Source organism: uncultured Odoribacter sp., assembly GCF_937966165.1.
In the GTDB taxonomy this organism is placed as follows: Bacteria; Bacteroidota; Bacteroidia; order Bacteroidales; family Marinifilaceae; genus Culturomica.
Window position 1 is genome coordinate 126,801 of record NZ_CALCLB010000012.1, and the last position, 19,528, is coordinate 146,328.

Below are 19,528 nucleotides of genomic sequence, written 5' to 3' on the forward strand. Positions count from 1 at the left end.
GTCTTCCATGCGTTTCAACAAGAATTTAATAAAAGTTATTTTTATATACCTACTTATATTCATTGTATTAAATATTATTTTCGGATTTATTTACTATGAACTGGCCAATCAATATAACGCAAAACAAACGGATTTTTTAAGTTGGTGGTATTTTGCACAAATGAATTTTGCAGCAATCAATTACGGTGAAATAATACCCGTAAAAGAAATGCGCATCGTTATTGTCATTCAATACCTTATTGTCAGTATACTCCTTCCAGTCTTAACGGGCATAATTTTTTATTTTATACTGAACCGTCCCCCACGAATCCTGTTTCCTGATAAATTAATAATCAGAAAACGAACCAGCGATGGATGCAATGGATTACTCACTTTATCTGTGAAAATTGCAAATAAAAATACATCAAAACTATACGATCTTAATTGCCAGTTGATTTATTTTTATTATAAGAATTTAAATAATACCTATACCCGGAATGGTGAAACCAAGTTCTCTCAAAATATACCTTATATCGAAAAAACATTCCGTTTTTCTTTTGAATTAAATAAATTTCCGAAAACATTTCTGGAATCTGTTTTAGATAAAAATGAAGTGAACCAAAACGGAAAGATATCTATTTTAATATTTGGAAAATTCGGGAAATTCGGGGATTCTTTTATGGTAGAAAAAGACTACTTCCTCAAAGATATAGAATTTGCTAAAGACAGTAAGCTTCTCTATGAATATATTGTAGAAAATCAGAAAATAAAGCGAACTAAAATATGTTACCCAAATCTGAATGAACTCATATACTACTCGGAAGACGATAGAACAAAAATTGTCAATGAAATAAAAGAATATATTCAGCAATGGGGTAAAAATTGATTTAATACAAATTATTTTTTCAATTTAAATTATTAAAAAATAAATTTTATTGAATTAATAGTGAATATTATTCAAAATAAATTGAATAATAGAGAACATCTTCTTATATTTGTCGATAGAATAAATAAAACAACGATGAATGTCTAAACTACCTGTAAAATGCCCCGGATGTAATGCATCTCTGAAAGTAAGTAAACTTCACTGTGCTCAATGTAACACAGAAGTATGCGGATCTTTTGAACTTCCGCCTTTAATCCGTTTATCTGAAAAAGAACAAAATTTTATCATTGATTTTATCCGGGCAGGAGGAAGTTTGAAAGAGATGGCTAAAAACATGAATCTGAGTTACCCTACAGTCCGCAATTTATTGGACGATCTGATTGACAAACTAGCTTAAATGATCTCTTATGGAAAAACATTTTACCTTTTGGCAAAAACTACAAAATCCGTTTATATGGATTGCAGGGGGAACAGCCTTGTGGACCGGACTGTCAGGAATCTGTCTGAATGCCGTTTTGTGCTGGTTGACAGGCCTTCACTTTCAAGGTTTACTTCATCTGGGTCCTGCTCCTGCAGATACCTTCGGAGTATTTTTTGCAGAGCATCTGATCATCTGGCTTGTACCCGCTCTTTTGTTTTATCTCTCAGGGATACTCTTTTCCCGTTCAAAAATAAGAGTAGTAGACGTAGGAGGGACTACAGCTTTTGCACAGCTTCCTCTACTGGGAATAGGCATTTTCGGTTTTTTCCCGTCCGTTCAAGGTTTGATGCATATTCAGCCGTCAGACATTACGCCGGAATGGATTACCCGTCCGGAGATCCTTACAGGAATTATTCTTATCCTGATCGCGACTCTCTTTCTGATCTGGACTTTAATCTGGATGTTCAAAGCACTGAAAATCTCTTGTAATCTCAAAGGTGCACGACTCGGAATCACTTATACTTTGTCCGTTATTCTAGGAGATATTGCAGCTGTGTATTTGATTCATCTGTTTTATATATAAATAAAATGCCCTAAAGAGCTCCATACACTTTTAATCTATAGCTTATGAAAATTCTTTTTTCTTTAATACTTTGTCTGGGACTTCACAACGTAATGGCCCAGGAAGAAGCTGCCGTGTTAAAAACACCAACTGGAGAAATCTACGGAACCCTCCTTATCCCTTCACAAGACAATACTGTTCCGGTTGTCCTTCTCATTGCCGGCTCTGGTCCCACTGACCGGAACGGGAACAATCCGATGATGACAAACAATTCTTTAAAAATGCTGGCCGAATTATTAGCCCGAAACGGAATTGCATCTTTGCGGTATGATAAACGCGGGATTGCTGCCAGCGCTGCTGCCGGTAGTGAAGAAGCGGACATCCGTTTTGAAGATTATGTAAACGATGTAAAAGCCTGGGTCGTTTTTTTAAAGGCAGATAAAAGGTTCAGTAAAATTATTCTGGCCGGACATAGTGAAGGTTCTCTGATCGGTATGTTAGCCGCCATCGGTAATCCTTCAGTCTCCCAATTTATTTCCATAGCCGGAAGCGGAGAAAAAATGTCGGACCTGCTCCGCAGGCAATTAACCTCACAGCCCCAACAGATCCAAGATATTTGTACGCCGATTATCGACAAATTGGAAAAGGGAGATACCGTAGCCAATCCCTCCCCTTTTGTATATGCCCTTTTCCGCCCTTCCGTACAGCCCTATCTGATTTCCTGTTATAAATACAATCCCCGTCAGGAAATCAGCCGTTTGCATATTCCGGTTTTGATTCTCCAGGGAGACCATGATATTCAATGTTCCGTAGAAGATGCGAAAGCACTGGCAAAAGCCTGCCCTCAGGCAGAAATGCATATTATTCCGGGCATGAGCCATCTTATGAAGGACTGCGACACTATGGATAAATTTACACAAGTTGAGCAGGTTTATACGAAACCCGATCTTCCCTTAAATACCTCATTCGGAGAAATGATCATCCGCTTTATTAAAAAGTAAAAATTAACCGGAAGCTGTAGCTGAAATTGTCTTTTTTCTACAACTTCCGGTTTTATACAAACCCGGTTGAATGCCCGGTTGTCCGGGACTATCCTTCTCTTCCAGTCAGTCTCCTCACTTCACTTCATCCGGCCAGGGAACCGGTTTACCCGTTGCCTTATAAGCAGGACGCTGAGCCCCCACCTTCCGCAAATAATTCCCCAGCTCTTTTGAAAGCCTTTTAACCAATCTAGGGTATTGCCCTTTACGGTTGTACGCTTCTCCTATATCTTCTTTGATATTAAATAATTCTTTTTTCCCACTGTCATAATAATAAACCAGCTTCCAATCCCCTTTTCGTATAGTAGCCGTAGGACCGATTCCAGGGCCTGTATTTCCCCATAAATTCGGAAAATTCCAATAAAAATTACGACCTTTTGAAGGATCTCCCGTCGTATTCAATAAGGGTACAAAACTCAGTCCGTCGACTTTCTGAACTGTTTTATAGTGCTTTATTCCGGCCATTTCCAGAATAGTAGGATAAAAATCTTCGATAATCAACGGTTTATCGCAAACTGTTCCGGCTTTTGTAACCCCCGGCCATTTCACTATCATCGGTTCCCGTATACCTCCTTCATATGCAGATCCTTTCCCGCTGTTCAGAGGAGCATTCTGAGTATGCAGCTTACCATCCCTCCACTCCGGCTCCGAAGCCAGACCTCCATTATCCGACATAAACAGAATAATCGTATTATCCGCCAGCTTATACTTTTCCAGATAATCCATCAAATCGCCTAAACTTTTGTCCATTCCTTCAACTAAAGAAGCATAAGCAGCTTCTCTGGGATCCAGTCCTTTATCCAGGTATTTCTGATAAAAGCGCCGGTCTTTATCAATGGGCACATGTACAGCATAATGGGCCATATACAAGAAAAAAGGCTGATCATATTGGCGGGCTTTGTCCAAAGCCTTTTCAGCTTCAAGGGTTAAAGCTTCCGATAAAAAAATATCTTTTCCCCAATAGGATTCCAGTCCGGGCACGGCAAACCACGAATTAGGTTTTCCATCGGTACGGTTACCATAATTTTTATCACTCAAATAAGAAGCAGGAGCTCCTCCTGCATGCCCCGCTATATTCACTTCAAACCCCATGTGACATGGATTTTCCCCGGGAGTATCCAATGCCCCGAAATGAGCCTTGCCGCAATGAATCGTATGATAGCCGTTATCTTTCAGTACTTGTGCCAGAGAAGTCACCTGACAGGTATGTTCAATGCCCGCTACCTGGCAAATACCGTTCATATTCCATTCGGGCAATTGTAAAACCCCGCTTTTCCTGTCAGTTGTTTCATTTTTAGGATAAGTCCAGTTGGTGACCCTATGCCGGGCCGCATTCATTCCGGAGAACAAACTACAACGACTGGGAGAACTGATACTGCATGCATAGGCCTGAGTAAACTTAACTCCCTCTGCAGCCAAACGTTCCATATTGGGTGTCTCAAATTTGTCATTCGCCACAGTGCGCTGTTTCCCGAAGGGAACAGACGTATCCTGCCAACCCATATCATCTACCAGAAACAAAATGATATTGGGACGCTTTTCCGGCTGGGCAGCTTCTATACTCCCCCAACCAGCCAAAGGAACTACAGCCAATGACAACCATCGTTTTTTATACATATATCAAAAGTTTTCAATTATCAAACACTTACAAACACAAGTGACCCGGCATTTACCCTTTCCTTCTCCGACACTCTTAAACCCGAAACCAGCAGCATATCAATAATGGGGGTTATCCTCAACCGGACTCCCCTGAATTTCACCGGTTTGAATAATTGTCTCCGCCTACGTCACCAGCATTTCTCTACGGAAAAATCACTTTAATTATTCAATCTCCGGATAGGATCATCGTATTGAATTTGTAAACGCTCCAATTCGGCCTTTAACTCCTGTGTAATTTCTGTTGTACCCGGTTGTCCGTATAAATTATGCATTTCCGTAGGATCTTCCTGCAAATCAAATAATTCCCAACTATCGATATCCTTGTAAAAATGTATTAATTTATAACGTTCAGTACGAACTCCATAATGCCGGCATACTGAATGTTCGGCCGGATATTCATAATAATGATAATACAAAGATTTTCGCCAATCAGCCGGATTTTCCCCTTTTAACAGAGGCAGGAGGGATACCCCTTGCATATCTTCCGGTATCGGTAAACCCGCCAGATCCAGAAAAGTGGGAGCATAATCGATATTCTGCACTAACTGCGGGATATCCCCCCTCCGTTCAAATCCTTTCGGAAGCCGCATAATCAAAGGAGTTCTCATAGATTCTTCATACATAAAACGCTTGTCAAACCAACCGTGTTCTCCCATATAAAATCCCTGATCTGAATCATAAACCACCACTGTATTTTCCAATAATCCTTCTTTTTCCAATTCCTCCAACAATCGTCCCACATTCTCGTCCAGAGATTTCACCACTTTCAAATAATCCCGCATATACCGTTGGAACTTCCATTCCGCCAAAGCTTTACCCTTCAGCTTTGCCTCTTTAAACTGCTTTATTATAGGTTGATAATGACGATCCCAGACCGCCTTCTGTGCCGCATTCATCCGCCCGTAAGTCCCCAATGTATCCTTCTGGCGCAGATACAACGTCCGGTAGTGGTCTTCCACCTGATCATCCAGCATTTTCAGGTCATAAATCAATGTCATATCTTTATCAATACTCATTTCCTGTCTGCCGGCTGCTATTCTCCCCTGATAATCGTCACGGAAATTGGCAGGTAACTCAAAAGTCTTATCTTCAAACAATGCCAGATCAGCAGTGTCAGCCATCCAATTCCGATGTATTGCTTTATGGTGGACAAACAGACAAAAAGGTTTTGTGGTATCCCTCTTTGTACGCAGCCAGTCAATTCCCATATCCGTAATAATATCCGTCACATACCCTTCGTACCGTACTTTTCCTTCCGGAGTGATAAAATCCGGATTATAATAATCTCCCTGCCCCGGCAGAATTGTCCAGTAATCAAAATGAGTCGGAATACCTCCCAGATGCCATTTTCCGATCATTGCCGTCTGATAGCCGCCTGCCTGTAACAATTCCTGCACAGTCTGTTGCCCGCCATCAAACACAGCTCCGTCTGTATTATCGGTATAACCATTTTTATGACTGTGCTTCCCGGTCAACAATACGGCCCGGCTTGGCCCGGAAAGTGAATTACAGACAAAACTGTTCGTAAACTTCACCCCCTCCCGGGCTATCCGGTCGAGATTCGGGGTATGAATATACCGTTTATCATAACAACTTATCGTCTGCTGTGCATGATCATCTGTCATGATATACACGATATTCAATGGTTTACGATCTTCCTGCTTTCTTTGGGCTTTGGACTGGCAACCCTGCAAAGCGACTAAGCCGGCTACAGGAACCAGGTAAGAATAAGAATTTACCATAAGTTTACTTTTATATTTTTACGAAAGAACGGTTTCAAAATTATAAAAAATTACTTAAAATATTTTACAGTTTTAAGGATAAGGTATAAAATACCTGAAACTTCAATCCTCCTTCCAAAACGAAACAAAAAAGCCGGTAAAACAGTAGTATGAAGATAAGTTCAATTGAAAAACAATGAAAACATTAGACTACGGTGTTATTGGAAATTGCCGGACAGCAGCATTAATATCCGCCAAAGGGAGCGTCGATTGGTGTTGCTTTCCGGATTTCGATTCTCCTTCTGTCTTTGCCCGTATTCTGGACGAAGAAAAGGGAGGATGTTGTGAACTGATTGTACCGGACGATTACACCATTACTCAACAATACCTGGATAACACCAATATTCTCTCAACGGTTTACAAACGGGCAGAAGACTGGTTTGAAGTACTGGACTTTATGCCCCGCTATAAAACTTCCGATCACGATTATTACCTGGCCCCGGAAATTTACCGCTATATCCGGTATAAGCAAGGGGCTCCGAAATTCCGTATCCGTTACCAACCAGCTCCTAATTATGCCCGGGACCCGGTTACACACGAAAATACGGGAAAATATATCAAATCTTATGCTGCAACAGACGAAAACAAAGCCATTTATCTCTATACCGGATTTTCGTTGACAACCATTCAACAATCAGCAGAAATTACCCTCTCTCAGGATCAATATATCTTACTCTCTGCTCATCAAAAGCTTATTCCGGTAAATTTAGAACTCGTATGTCTGGAATTTGAGCGGACAAAAGTATATTGGCTCAACTGGAACAACCGTTCCAAAAACTATACCCTCTACAACGACCTGATCATACGCAGTATGCTGGTGTTGAAATTGATGTCGTATCAGTATACGGGAGCCGTTTTAGCAGCCGTAACAACCAGTATCCCGGAAACCATAGGAGACGTACGGAACTGGGATTATCGCTTTTGCTGGCTGAGGGATGCTTCCATGTCGATCGAAACTTTACTGGAGACGGGGCACAAAGAAGGAGCCAAACGGTTTATCGGCTTTATCCGCCGGATCATCAAGTCGGAATACGGAGATTTCCAGATTATGTATGGGATCCGGGGAGAAAAAGTTCTTACTGAAGAAATTTTACCTCATTTAGCCGGTTTTGAAAACTCCCGTCCCGTCCGTATCGGAAACGGAGCCTACAATCAAAAACAAAACGATTCATACGGTTATCTGATGGATGTCATATACAAATATTACCGTTTTGATCCGGGAACCCAGGATGAGGTGGAAGAAGTATGGGCTATTGTAAAAATTATCGCCTACACGATTACAAAGGATTGGCGGAAACCCGACGAAGGAATTTGGGAAATCCGCAACCGGAAAGAGCATTTTGTTTTCTCCAAAGTCATGTGTTGGGTAGCTTTAAACCGGGCTTACAAAATTGCAAATATTCTCAATGAGAAAAAATATGCCGAACGCTGGGGAAAAGAAGCTGAACTGATTCAAAAGGACGTAATGGAAAAAGGCTGGAAAGAAGAATTACAAAGTTTCTCTCAGGCATACGACAATCTGGAATTCGATTCTTCTCTACTCCTCATGGAAAAATACGGTTTTATTTCTGCTCAGGATGTCCGTTACCGGAAAACGGTAAAGGCTGTACAAGCCGCTCTCTACCACAAAGGCCTGATGTACCGGTATACAGCTCATGATGATTTTGGAACCCCTTCTTCTGCTTTTACCATCTGTACTTTCTGGCTGATCCGGGCGTTGTATGTCATCGGAGAAAAAGAAGAAGCCCAAGCAATTTTCGAACGGATAGTTACATATTCCAATTCCGTCGGCCTATTCAGCGAAGATCTGAATTTCGACACGAAAACTTCACTGGGAAATCTTCCCCAAGCTTATTCCCACCTGGCTCTCATTAATACGGCCCTTTTATTTTCCCAGGAAATCCCTGCATCCAAATTTTTAATGCCTTAAAGATCCGGAATAAGTGTTATTTTTACAATAAATCTTTCAGGAAAGGCAAAGTCTGAGATTGTTTTGCCAGATTATAACGGGCATTTTCCGACAATTCCCCTATTTTTATCGTAATGGCTCCGGAAGGCATAGCCCGGAACATATCTTCATCGGTTGTATCATCTCCTACAGCCATCATAAAATCATAATCTTCCTTTTCCAACAATTTCTGAACGACAGCTCCTTTCGTACAAACCGGAGACTTGATCTCTATGATTTTATTTCCGCGCATTATCTGTAATCCCAACCGGGCACAAGGTTCTTTTAAAAAATTGACCAGTTGTTTCTCTCTTACTCCTGCCAACCAGTTATTGACATTCCGGTAGTGCCATACCATTGAAGTCCGTTTGATTTCCAGAATAGAACCGGGAGTTTTATCAATCATCTGTTGTAAAAGGCTTACAATCTCCTGGTTCCACAATTCTCCGTGTATATTCTGTATCCAGTGCCCCTGAGCTTTGTAAAAAGCTCCGTGTTCTGCAGCTATTTCCAACGGCAAATACCCGAACCAACGCTCCAGGGTTTCCTGATCCCTTCCGCTGCATATCACTACTTTATTTTTCCGGTCCTCTACCAGTCTCCGAAGTATTTCATATAATTCCGTACCGGGGACAGCATCCTGAGGTTCTTCCGTAAAACCCACCAGGGTACCGTCGTAATCCAACATAATCAGCCGGTGTAAAGCCCTATGATAGGCTGCCCGGATTCGGTCCTTTAAGCCGGATTCGATCAGTTTCCGGCACAAAACATCATTTCTCTGACGGATTGTACGAAGTTCTGTAACAAAATCGGATGCCCATTTATTAACGGTCTGACGGGAAATAACTTGCTGCATCCGCTTTATTTTCTTCAATTGTTCCTGTTCCGGCATTTGTAACGCTTTACAAAGGGCTTTCTCAATTTCATTGATATCATTGGGGTTGATCAGAATAGCTTCCGGCAACTCGATAGCAGCACCTGCCATCTCACTCAGTATCAGTACCCCTGTCCGCTCCCGTTTTGCCGCCACATATTCTTTCGCTACCAAATTCATGCCGTCCCGTAAGGGTGTCACCAAAGCAACGTCCGCCAGGTGATATAAAGCCACCAATTCTTCAAAAGGGAATCCATGATAAAAATAATGAATGGGAGTCCAGTTCAAAGTGGCATATCTTCCATTAACCGCACCGAGCATTTCTTCCATTTTCATTTTTAAATCAGCATATTTTTTTACTTGATCCCGGGAAGGTACGACGATCATGACCAGAGATACTTTTTCCCTATACTCCGGATGCTTTTCTAAAAAAAGTTCAAATCCCCTCAGCCGATGTAAAATTCCTTTACTGTAATCCAAACGATCCACTGTCAGGATCAGCTTATATTTCCCCAAATTCTGGCTTAGCCGGCAAAAGGCACTTTCCACTTCCGGCCTTAAAATGCAGTCATAATACAAGGGATAATTGATTCCCATCGGAAAAGCATCCACGTGTGCGACACGGTTCACCAACCGTACTTCTCCGAAGCAGAAATTCAAATTACACACCCGTTGGACTGCTATACTAAAATGCCGCATATAGTCGTGAGTATGAAAAGCGATCAGGTCCGCTCCCAACAAGCCCTTTAATACCTCCGCTTTCTCCGGTAATACCCGGAACAATTCATAAGAAGGAAAAGGAATATGATGAAAATAGCCGATACTCACAGAGGGGAAATGTTTCCTCAACAAAGCGGGGAGCAACATCAACTGGTAATCCTGTACCCAGACAATATCGTCCGGCCGGATCAGCGGAACAGCTATTTCACAAAATAACTGATTCACCTGGCGGTAAGCCTCCCAGAAACTACGGTCATATTGTACGTAAGAGAAAAAATAATGACAGAGCGGCCACACAGTGCTATTGCTATACCCTTCATAATAATCACGTATCTGTGCCGGAGAAAGAAAGACGGGAAAGTAATGAAATTTTTCCAGATAAGTCCGAATTTTTTCTCTTTCCTTTTCATTTTCTGCATATACACCCGGCCAACCAATCCAATATTTCTCCAAAGACATCTCCAAAGAATCCAAGCCCGTAGCTAAACCTCCTTCACTCCGCGTAAATTTGAATTCTTTTCCTGTTTTTTGAGCTTTTAATGGTAATCGGTTTGAAATGATAAAAAGCCTCATCCCCTTCCCTCCTCTGTCTTATCGATCTCTGCTTCTCCCTATATACGGGAATAGGATTCGAAGGTTTAAGGGGGACTGGAGAAATGTGAAAATGTTTAAGTGTTCAAATGTAAGAATGAGAGGATGGACAACGGCGGGAAGAGGAAGAGGGTTTATTGCTGAATCAGCTGAAAAAGACTTCTGAAAATCGGCAAGGGGAATTAAAACGGGTAATTCATTCGCTTTCAGAACCCACAGTTCATGTGTCATTAAATTGTCAGACAGTTACTCATCAGACGGGAATGCACCTCTATTTTTCCCGTCCTTCCCAATACAGACTGATCAGACGGGAAACGGCATAATTTTCAAAAGCAGTTTCCGGAATAATTCTGTACTGTTGTAAAGCAGAAGACAATTTTTCCACTTTTATTTCGTAAAAACGGGCATAGATAATGCGGTGGGAAAGCACATGTTTAAAAGTTTCCGTACGACGGATCAGCCGGATTTCTCCGGTATCTTCAAATAAACGTTTAAAATCCGGCAGCAAAGCAAGGGATTCCAATTCCATTTCCCTTTCAGTCTCGATTAGTGGAAATTCGTATAAATTCTGCCAGATATCTTTTGCGGTACGCTGAGCGATAAGGGTGTCCTTTCCGTACCGGACATGAAAATAATTGAAATAGCGGGGCTTTATAACCGTTTTTCCCGCTTTGACCGGCAAGCGTCCGACCTGTCCGCTGGCGAAAGCGACACAACAGTCACGCAAGGGACAAAACAGACAGGCAGGCGACTTAGGAACGCATTGAACCGCTCCAAAATCCATAATGGCCTGATTGTACAAGGCCGGTTGATTTACAGGCAGTAATTGTTTGGCCAGTTCTGCAAAATATTTCTTGCCTCCCGGACTGTCAATAGGAATATTTATACCCAATACCCGGGACAAAACCCGGTAAACATTTCCATCGACGACAGCATAAGGCTGGTTCCAAGCAAAGGAACAAACGGCCGCAGCCGTATATTCTCCTATTCCTTTTAAAGACAAGACAGCAGTATAATCGTCCGGAAATTTTCCCTCGAAACGATCCCGTATATCCCGGGCAGCAGTATGTAAATTACGGGCCCGGCTGTAATACCCCAGTCCCTGCCAATATTTCAGGACTTCATCTTCTTCCGCTTCGGCCAAGGACAAAACATCCGGGAAACGGCCGACAAACCGCCGGAAATAATCCAGCCCCTGAGCCACCCGGGTCTGCTGCAAAATAACTTCAGAAATCCAGATTAAATAAGGATCTTTCGTCTCTCTCCACGGCAATTCCCGCCCATGTTCCTGATACCAATCCATCAGCACACGCCCCAGGCGGAATTCCTTATCCTTGTCCGGATTATTTACCATATCCCAAACATCCTTTCCGTTTCCTATATTTTCGCACAAAGCTCCATAATTTTCACCAAAACCTCTACAGCCTTTTCCATAGAAGATACAGGGATATATTCGTACCGGCTGTGGAAATTATGTCCACCGGTAAATAAGTTGGGTGTCGGCAGTCCTCTATAAGATAAATTGGCCCCGTCCGTACCTCCCCGGATAGGAGAAATCCGGGGTTTTACCTTTACTTCTTCCATAGCTTGGCGGGCAATATCCACCACAAAACGGGCCGGCTCTATCCTTTCCCTCATATTGTAATACTGATCGGTCATTTCCAGTTCAATATTCAATCCGTATTTTTTAGAGAAATCCCTTACCCCGTTTTCAACAGTACTTTTTCTCCATTCAAAACGTTCCCGCCCAAAATCGCGGATCAATATTTCCATCTCTGTCTCTTCTACACTTCCCTTTAGTGAGGTCACATGAAAAAAGCCGTCATAACCGGAAGTAAGCTCAGGAATCTCTTTTTTAGGAAGACTATTCAGAAAATCATTAGCAATGGCTATCGAATTCACCATCTTATTTTTTGCATACCCCGGATGAGCATTCCGGCCTTTAAAAATTAATTTTGCCTGAGCAGCATTGAAATTCTCGAATTCCAATCCTCCTATTTCACCTCCATCCAAAGTATAAGCAAAACGGGCTCCGAATGCCCGGATATCAAAATGATCGGCTCCTCTCCCGATTTCCTCGTCCGGCGTAAAGCAGATACAGATTTTTCCGTGCTTTATTTCCGGATGCTTCTTCAAGTATTCGATAGCCGTCAAAATCTCAGCTATTCCGGCTTTATCATCAGCTCCAAGCAAAGTATGCCCGTCCGTTACAATTAAATCCTGTCCGACATAATTAGACAATTCGGGTGAACTCTCCACTGTCAGGACAATATCTTCCTGTTTATCCAGGATAATATTATTCCCCGTATATTCTCTGACGATCTTAGGCTTTACATTTCTCCCGCACATATCCGGGCTCGTGTCCAAATGCGCAATAAATCCGACAGCCTGGGTCTCCCGTTCCGCATTCGAAGGCAGATAACCGCCTAAATAGCCGTATTCGTCAATTCCGACTTCCTCCAGTCCCAACTCCTTCATCTCCTCAGCCAATGCATGTGCAAACACCAGCTGTCCGGGACTGCTGGGGCATGTCTCTGAAGCAGGATCCGACTGAGTGTCGTATTGGACATATTTCAAAAAACGTTCCGTAACTGACATAAAAGGAAGCATTCTGGTTTTGCTGCTTCGTTACCGAAGAACTGAAAAAAGGTTATTTCCCGTTTATTTTCCGACTGGAAGAAGTACCAGTCAGAAAATATTAACTTCGTATTTTACAGCTTAATAAGCTTTTGCAATCAAGACTCTGCGATGAGAAGGTTTTCCGGTAACCATACATTTTCCTTCTTCCTCCGGACTGTCAAAAGGAATACAACGGATCGTCGCCTTCGTATCTGCTTTGATCTTTTCTTCCGTCTCCGCAGTCCCGTCCCAATGACAAAGGAAAAATCCGCCTTTCGTTTCCAGTAATTCTTTGAATTCTTCGTAAGTATCAACTTTTGTAATCATATTATTACGGAAGTTAAGGGCTTTCCGGTAAATATTTTCCTGAATATCATCCAATAACTTTTCTACATGCTCAGCAATTCCTTCCAACGGCAAAGTTTCCTTAGTGAGTGTATCCCGCCGGGCTACTTCAATGGTATGATTTTCCAAATCCCGTTCCCCCATAGCCAAACGCACAGGTACTCCTTTTAATTCGTAATCAGCGAATTTCCAACCCGGTTTCTGAGTATCCCGGTCATCGTATTGAACAGTAATACCCTTCGCTTTCAAAGCCTCTACGATCCCGCTTACCTGTTTGCTGATCCGTTGCAAACCTTCCGCGCTCTTGTAAATCGGCACAATTACCACCTGTAAAGGGGCCAGTTTCGGAGGTAATACCAAACCGTTATCATCCGAATGAGCCATAATCAGGGCACCCATCAGCCGGGTCGAAACTCCCCAGGAAGTAGCCCATACATAATCCCGCTCTCCGGCTTGATTTGTAAACAGTACGTCGAAAGCTTTCGCAAAATTCTGTCCCAGAAAATGGGAAGTTCCTGCCTGTAAAGCTTTTCCGTCCTGCATCAGGGCCTCGATCGTATAGGTATCCAAAGCTCCGGCAAAACGCTCACTCTCACTCTTAGAACCCATAATCACCGGCACAGCCATCCATTTTTCTGCAAATTCAGCATATATCCTTACCATCTGATTGGCTTCGGCAACCGCCTCCTCCTTTGTCGCATGAGCCGTATGCCCTTCCTGCCACAAAAATTCAGCCGTACGTAAAAACATACGCGTCCTCATTTCCCAACGCATAACGTTGGCCCATTGATTACAAAGTATAGGCAAATCCCGGTAAGACTGAATCCAATTGCGGTAAGTATTCCATATAATGGTCTCCGAAGTGGGACGGATAATATATTCTTCTTCCAATTTTGCCTCCGGATCGACAACCACTCCTTTCCCGTTCGGATCGTTTTTCAAACGGTAATGGGTAACTACAGCACATTCCTTGGCAAATCCTTCTACATGGTCAGCTTCTTTTGAAAAGAATGATTTCGGTATCAGCAAGGGGAAATAAGCATTTACATGCCCGGTATCTTTAAACATTTGATCCAATTGATGTTGCATTTTTTCCCAAATTGCATATCCGTACGGTTTAATCACCATACATCCTCTAACAGCAGCCGGCTCCGCCAAACCTGCCTTGGTCACTAATTCGTTATACCATTGAGAATAATCTTCATTTCTTGATGTTAAAAACTTGGCCATCTTCTTATTTTTTGATAAAACAGCTGCAAATTTAAGCAAAAAACTAAGATATATAATCTGAAATCACTATTTTTACAGAGCTGAGAATAAAATATTCAATTCAGGGAGCTATAAAATGCAGAAAAAACGTCCCGGATCTATTACCTGCCCGCAGACTGAGAAGGGAAAGTAAATATAAACAGTACGACAGAAGTAAAAAACGGCGTTCTATCCACGTAAATTTTATAATTCCCACCTGCAAAATTGTCTGATTTTAATCGCAGCTCCTGTTAAACCTTTCAGCAGGAGAATAGTCTAAATTCTAAAAGAGAAACAGGATTCTTCAGGAATTTGGTATACTTTTTGATAGAATATAAAAAACAACTAAACGAATATTACATGAAAATTATTTTCTATATCATTTTAGTTTCGGCTATCTTATTTTCATCCTGCGCTTCTACCCGCAGTCTGAACAACACGATAGAAGACGATATATATTTTGTTCCCGGCAGTAAGCCGCTTCTGGTACAGGAAGTGGAAAACGTCACCGGACAAAGTATTCCCCTGACTTCAGGTAATCGTCAGTCTGCTCCTTCCCTGGATAAAAATACCGCCGGGAACAGTGCACTTGTCATCAATCGCCGGCAAGGTACAACAGAAGAAATCAGTACAAGTACCCTGACATCCAGGGCAGAACAACGTTTAGCCGAATCGGAGGAGGTCAATGAAACGCTTTACGAAAATACGGGTTACTGGATCGGTGGTTTTAAAGGCAGCGATAGCGACCTGAAGGAAGCGGCACGGATTATAGCCCGTTATCCGGACGGATTTGGGTATATTGCTAACGGAGAAGAAATTGCCTTGAATTTATCCTTTAGCCCGGATTGGAACGTTTATACCGATAACGGTCGTTATTGGTGGTTCCCCTCTTATACCAACGTGAAACTTTATTCCACTCTTTTATTCGGAACCTATCCTGAGTATATCTGGACGGTAGTCTGGGAAGATCCGCGTTACGACGTGATCGCTTTCGACAATCAGTTTAATTTCGGACTAAACATTGGCTGGGGAAGTCCCGGATGGAATTTCGGATTCGGCTGGAATTCCGGTTTTTACCGTCCTTGGTATAACGGTTGGTACGGACCTTACTGGAGTGGCTGGTACGATCCCTGGTGGGGATATTACCCCGGTTGGGGATATCCGGGCTGGGGTCCCCCGCACGGACATTACCCGCCTCACTGGGGCGGCGGAAATCACCACCCGGGCGGAAATATTCCTTCACACCGGCCAGGTAATCTGCGGCCCAATTACGGAGGGGGTTCCATTGGTTTACGCCCGAACAACCGGCCGGGAACAAATACCCGCCCGAATGTAACAGGACGTCCCAATACGTCCGTTACCCGGCCAAACGTAAACACCCGGCCGAATTACAGTACTTCCAGACCTTCAACGGGAGTAAACACCCGGCCGTCTACAGGCACCTCCACCCGGCCGTCGGTAACGACCCGGCCCAGCACAACCCGGCCGACAAACAAATATACGCGTCCGGGAACCTCCTCTACCGGTACAAACCGGTATACACGCCCCAGTAACAGTTCTACCGGAACAAACCGGTATACCAGGCCCAACGTAAGACCGAACACGAACAATAGCATAAACCGTAGTACAACCCGGACATACAACCGGTCGTATAATAACTACCGGCCAAGTTATAACAGTAACCGTTCTGCTTCTCCAACGAGAAATAGCAGCAGTTATCAAAGAACGCCTACACGCAGCTCAACTTATTCTCCCTCCCGCTCAACCGGGACCAACAGGTCATCCGTAAGCCCTTCGAGATCAACCCGTTCAGGAGGAAGAAGATAACGAAAGTTTAACAAAACAGTCGACATGCCATGAAAAAGTTATACGTACTAGTTGCCTTGTTTTTAACCTCCGGCATCGCATTTGCACAAACAGATGCCGACGTATTGAGATTCTCCAGAACCCTTCCCCTCGGTACCGCCCGTTCGGCAGCCATGAGCGGAGCTTTCGGAGCACTGGGTGGTGACATCTCTACTTTAAACGTAAATCCGGCAGGTATAGGTGTATTCCGGAAATCGGAAGCCAGCATTACCCTTTCGCCGGATTTCGGGAATACCAAAGCCGGAGGCCAAACAGCACACGACAACTCTTTTCAGATGGGAGATATCGGGGTCGTTATCTCATTATATAATCCCAATTTTGATTGGAGAGGGATTAATTTCGGGATCAATTATACCAATATGAATAACTTTAACCGGCATACGACTCAAGCCATCGCCAAATCCCCCAATTCTTTTTCCCAATATCTGGCACAGGACATCAACGCTTTAATAGCCTACGTTCTCAGTCAGAATCCGACAGCAGACCTGGCAGATTATTTCAGCGAACTGCAATGGCTGGGGATTGAAAGCAATTTTATACTTTCTGATAACGAAAACAAGGATAATCCTTATTTCGAACCTGCCATTATCGGTGCCAACCAGAAAAAAATCATAAAAGAAGACGGCTATCAGGGAGAATATGCCTTTTCTTTCGGTACAAACTATAAAGACAAACTCTATTTAGGAATAACGATCGGTCTACAGAATATTTATTATAAAATGAAATCAGTATACTCCGAAACTCCGGACCAGGACAATCCCTACGAATTGGAACGTTTTAATTTTGAAGAACACCTCAAAACAACAGGAGTGGGAACCAACTTTAAATTCGGTGTTATTTACCGGCCGATTCCCGAATTACGGCTGGGAGCGACGATTCACACCCCGACTTATTACTCGATGACCGATACTTACGATGTAGGGATGTATACTAAATACAAAACCCCTGTAGACGGACAAACAGAGTATTATGGCGGTCCTTCTTATTATAAGTATGACTATGATCTAAAAACTCCCTGGAAAGCCATCTTAAGTATTGCCGGAGTGATTCAGCAAAAAGCAATTATCAGTTTCGATTACGAATATGTAAATTACAGTTCAGCCCGGCTAAAAAACGGAGCAGACGGATATGATTATTACGAACCCGACGGCAGCGGTGTAAATAACCAGATCAAAGATTATCTGAGTTCCACCCATAATTTCAGGTTAGGAGCCGAATACCGGATAAACAGCATGGTTAGTGTGAGAGGAGGTTATTCATTCTATGCCAGCCCTTATAAAGACAATAAAGATCTGAATAAAATACAAACCTTATCCTGTGGCTTCGGTCTCAATTTCGGTCAATTTTACTGCGACGCAGCTTATATTTATAAATTTTCCAAAGATATAACACGTTTTTACAGCTATTATGATGAAGATCCGGAATACGATGTTATCGCAGAACCGATCAATAACAAATACAATAATCATATTGCGAAGGTATCCGTGGGGATGAAATTCTAAAACAGAAAGTGTTACCGGGTCCCGCAGCTGAATGAAATAATACTCATAGGCTTTATAAAAGGGATAAATTATAGAAAAGCTGCGAAAGTTTACCGTTTTTTAAAAATTTATCCTTTTGAAAATATTACTTTTGTCCTTCAAAAGTAATATTTTTTTATGGGAAAAAAATTCTATATAGAAACGTACGGTTGCCAGATGAATGTAGCGGACAGCGAAGTGGTAGCAGCCATTCTGACCGCCAAAGGATTCGAACACGTCAAAGATAAAAACAGAGCGGACATCATTCTGGTAAATACTTGTTCGGTACGGGAAAACGCAGAACAAAGAGTAAGAGGAAGGGTACAGGGATTTTCTGAAATCCGGAAACAAAATCCCCGTTTACTGATCGGAGTAATGGGATGTATGGCTGAACGGCTGGGAGAAAAACTGTTCGAACAGGAAAAAAACGTCAATATTGTAGTAGGACCGGACGCCTATATGGATTTGCCGTTATTGATCGAAAAAGCAAACCGGGGGGAAAAAGCAATCAATATCCAGCTTTCCGAAACGGAAACTTACAAGGACATTTGTCCTTCGCGTATTGATGAAACCTCTATTTCCGGTTTCGTGTCCATCATGCGCGGATGTAATAATTTTTGTACTTACTGTATTGTTCCCTATACAAGGGGACGCGAACGCAGCCGCAGTCCGCACAGTATTATCGGTGAAGTAATCGATTTACAGAAACGGGGGTTCAAAGAAGTGACCCTACTGGGACAGAATGTCAATTCATACTGGTATAAAGACGAAAAAACAAGCGTGGACTTTCCTGCCTTACTGGCTCTGGTAGCCCGCACAGTTCCTTCCATGCGTATCCGTTTTGCCACTTCTCATCCCAAAGATATGAGTAATCAGACGCTGGAAACGATTGCCCGTTATCCTAACATTTGTAAAGCAATCCATTTACCGGTACAATCCGGAAGCAATCCGGTACTAAAAAATATGAACCGGAAGTATACCCGGGAATGGTATCTGAACCGGATTGCGGCCATCCGGCAAATCATCCCGGATTGCGGAATCTCTACCGACGTATTTGTCGGTTTTCACAACGAAAGTGAAGCCGATTTCCGGGAAACCCTTTCCCTCATGGAAGAAGTGAAATTCGACTTGGCCTATATGTTTAAATATTCCGAACGCCCCGGTACGGTAGCTTCCAAACGTTTGCCGGATAATATCGACGAAGAAACCAAAGGGCGCCGGCTTCAGGAACTCATCGACCTGCAAATCGGCTGGTCGCTCGAAAGCAACCGGAAAGATATCGGAAAAACCTTTGAAGTATTGGTTGAAGGAACCTCTAAAAAAAGCCCGGACGAAATGTTCGGACGCAGTAGCCAGAATAAAGTGATCGTGTTTCCTTCCACTACTACCTGCACAGGAGATCTGGTCCGGGTAAGAGTGAAAGACTGTACTTCAGCAACTTTAATTGGGGAACTTGTCTAAAATCTTTT

At 42.7% G+C, this 19,528-nt stretch carries 14 protein-coding genes; 8 read left to right on the plus strand and 6 right to left on the minus strand.

The genetic code is table 11. The features are described from left to right. Positions 1 to 7 precede the first annotated feature (7 nt). The 4 genes from Q0465_RS04380 (at position 8) to Q0465_RS04395 (ending at position 2,849) form a co-directional block, all read left to right on the plus strand. Entirely contained in the window at positions 8 to 865 is an 858-nt protein-coding gene (locus Q0465_RS04380; RefSeq protein WP_298613340.1) for an ion channel, read from the plus strand. A gap of 139 nt (positions 866 to 1,004) precedes the next feature. Further along, entirely contained in the window at positions 1,005 to 1,262 is a 258-nt protein-coding gene (locus Q0465_RS04385; RefSeq protein WP_298613342.1) for a DUF2089 family protein, read from the plus strand. A 10-nt stretch (positions 1,263 to 1,272) separates the two neighbouring features. After that, complete coding sequence (locus Q0465_RS04390) at positions 1,273 to 1,869, plus strand: hypothetical protein (RefSeq protein ID WP_298613345.1); 597 nt, start codon at positions 1,273 to 1,275, stop codon at positions 1,867 to 1,869. A gap of 44 nt (positions 1,870 to 1,913) precedes the next feature. Beyond that, positions 1,914 to 2,849, plus strand: a complete 936-nt coding sequence (locus Q0465_RS04395; RefSeq protein ID WP_298613348.1) for an alpha/beta fold hydrolase — start codon at positions 1,914 to 1,916, stop codon at positions 2,847 to 2,849. A 114-nt stretch (positions 2,850 to 2,963) separates the two neighbouring features. On the opposite strand, the gene Q0465_RS04400 is transcribed toward Q0465_RS04395, so the two are convergent. Then, the gene (locus Q0465_RS04400; RefSeq protein WP_298613350.1) at positions 2,964 to 4,505 is read right to left on the minus strand and encodes a sulfatase; all 1,542 of its coding nucleotides are present in this window, start codon (positions 4,503 to 4,505) and stop codon (positions 2,964 to 2,966) included. Positions 4,506 to 4,705: 200 nt separating this feature from the next. Continuing rightward, positions 4,706 to 6,289, minus strand: a complete 1,584-nt coding sequence (locus Q0465_RS04405) for a sulfatase (protein WP_298613352.1) — start codon at positions 6,287 to 6,289, stop codon at positions 4,706 to 4,708. Between the two features lie 175 nt (positions 6,290 to 6,464). Between Q0465_RS04405 and Q0465_RS04410 the strand changes: the two genes are divergently transcribed. Further along, positions 6,465 to 8,258, plus strand: a complete 1,794-nt coding sequence (locus tag Q0465_RS04410) for a glycoside hydrolase family 15 protein (RefSeq protein WP_298613355.1) — start codon at positions 6,465 to 6,467, stop codon at positions 8,256 to 8,258. Between the two features lie 22 nt (positions 8,259 to 8,280). Here Q0465_RS04410 and Q0465_RS04415 read toward each other — a convergent pair whose 3' ends face one another. The 4 genes from Q0465_RS04415 to proS form a co-directional block, all read right to left on the minus strand. Then, the gene (locus tag Q0465_RS04415; protein ID WP_298613358.1) at positions 8,281 to 10,443 is read right to left on the minus strand and encodes a bifunctional alpha,alpha-trehalose-phosphate synthase (UDP-forming)/trehalose-phosphatase; all 2,163 of its coding nucleotides are present in this window, start codon (positions 10,441 to 10,443) and stop codon (positions 8,281 to 8,283) included. A gap of 289 nt (positions 10,444 to 10,732) precedes the next feature. Next, positions 10,733 to 11,815 (minus strand): A/G-specific adenine glycosylase, encoded by a 1,083-nt coding sequence (gene mutY, locus Q0465_RS04420; RefSeq protein WP_298613968.1) that lies wholly within the window; start codon positions 11,813 to 11,815, stop codon positions 10,733 to 10,735. Positions 11,816 to 11,838: 23 nt separating this feature from the next. Further along, the gene (gene pepT, locus Q0465_RS04425; protein WP_298613361.1) at positions 11,839 to 13,059 is read right to left on the minus strand and encodes a peptidase T; all 1,221 of its coding nucleotides are present in this window, start codon (positions 13,057 to 13,059) and stop codon (positions 11,839 to 11,841) included. A gap of 120 nt (positions 13,060 to 13,179) precedes the next feature. Beyond that, on the minus strand, positions 13,180 to 14,655 hold the full coding sequence (gene proS, locus Q0465_RS04430) for a proline--tRNA ligase (protein ID WP_298613364.1): 1,476 nt from the start codon (positions 14,653 to 14,655) through the stop codon (positions 13,180 to 13,182). Positions 14,656 to 15,033: 378 nt separating this feature from the next. On the opposite strand from proS, the gene Q0465_RS04435 reads away from it, so the two are divergent. The 3 genes from Q0465_RS04435 (at position 15,034) to miaB (ending at position 19,520) form a co-directional block, all read left to right on the plus strand. Further along, complete coding sequence (locus tag Q0465_RS04435; RefSeq protein ID WP_298613367.1) at positions 15,034 to 16,500, plus strand: hypothetical protein; 1,467 nt, start codon at positions 15,034 to 15,036, stop codon at positions 16,498 to 16,500. Positions 16,501 to 16,529: 29 nt separating this feature from the next. Further along, entirely contained in the window at positions 16,530 to 18,041 is a 1,512-nt protein-coding gene (locus Q0465_RS04440) for an OmpP1/FadL family transporter (protein ID WP_298613370.1), read from the plus strand. A 156-nt stretch (positions 18,042 to 18,197) separates the two neighbouring features. After that, entirely contained in the window at positions 18,198 to 19,520 is a 1,323-nt protein-coding gene (miaB, locus tag Q0465_RS04445; RefSeq protein WP_298613372.1) for a tRNA (N6-isopentenyl adenosine(37)-C2)-methylthiotransferase MiaB, read from the plus strand. Positions 19,521 to 19,528 lie beyond the last annotated feature (8 nt).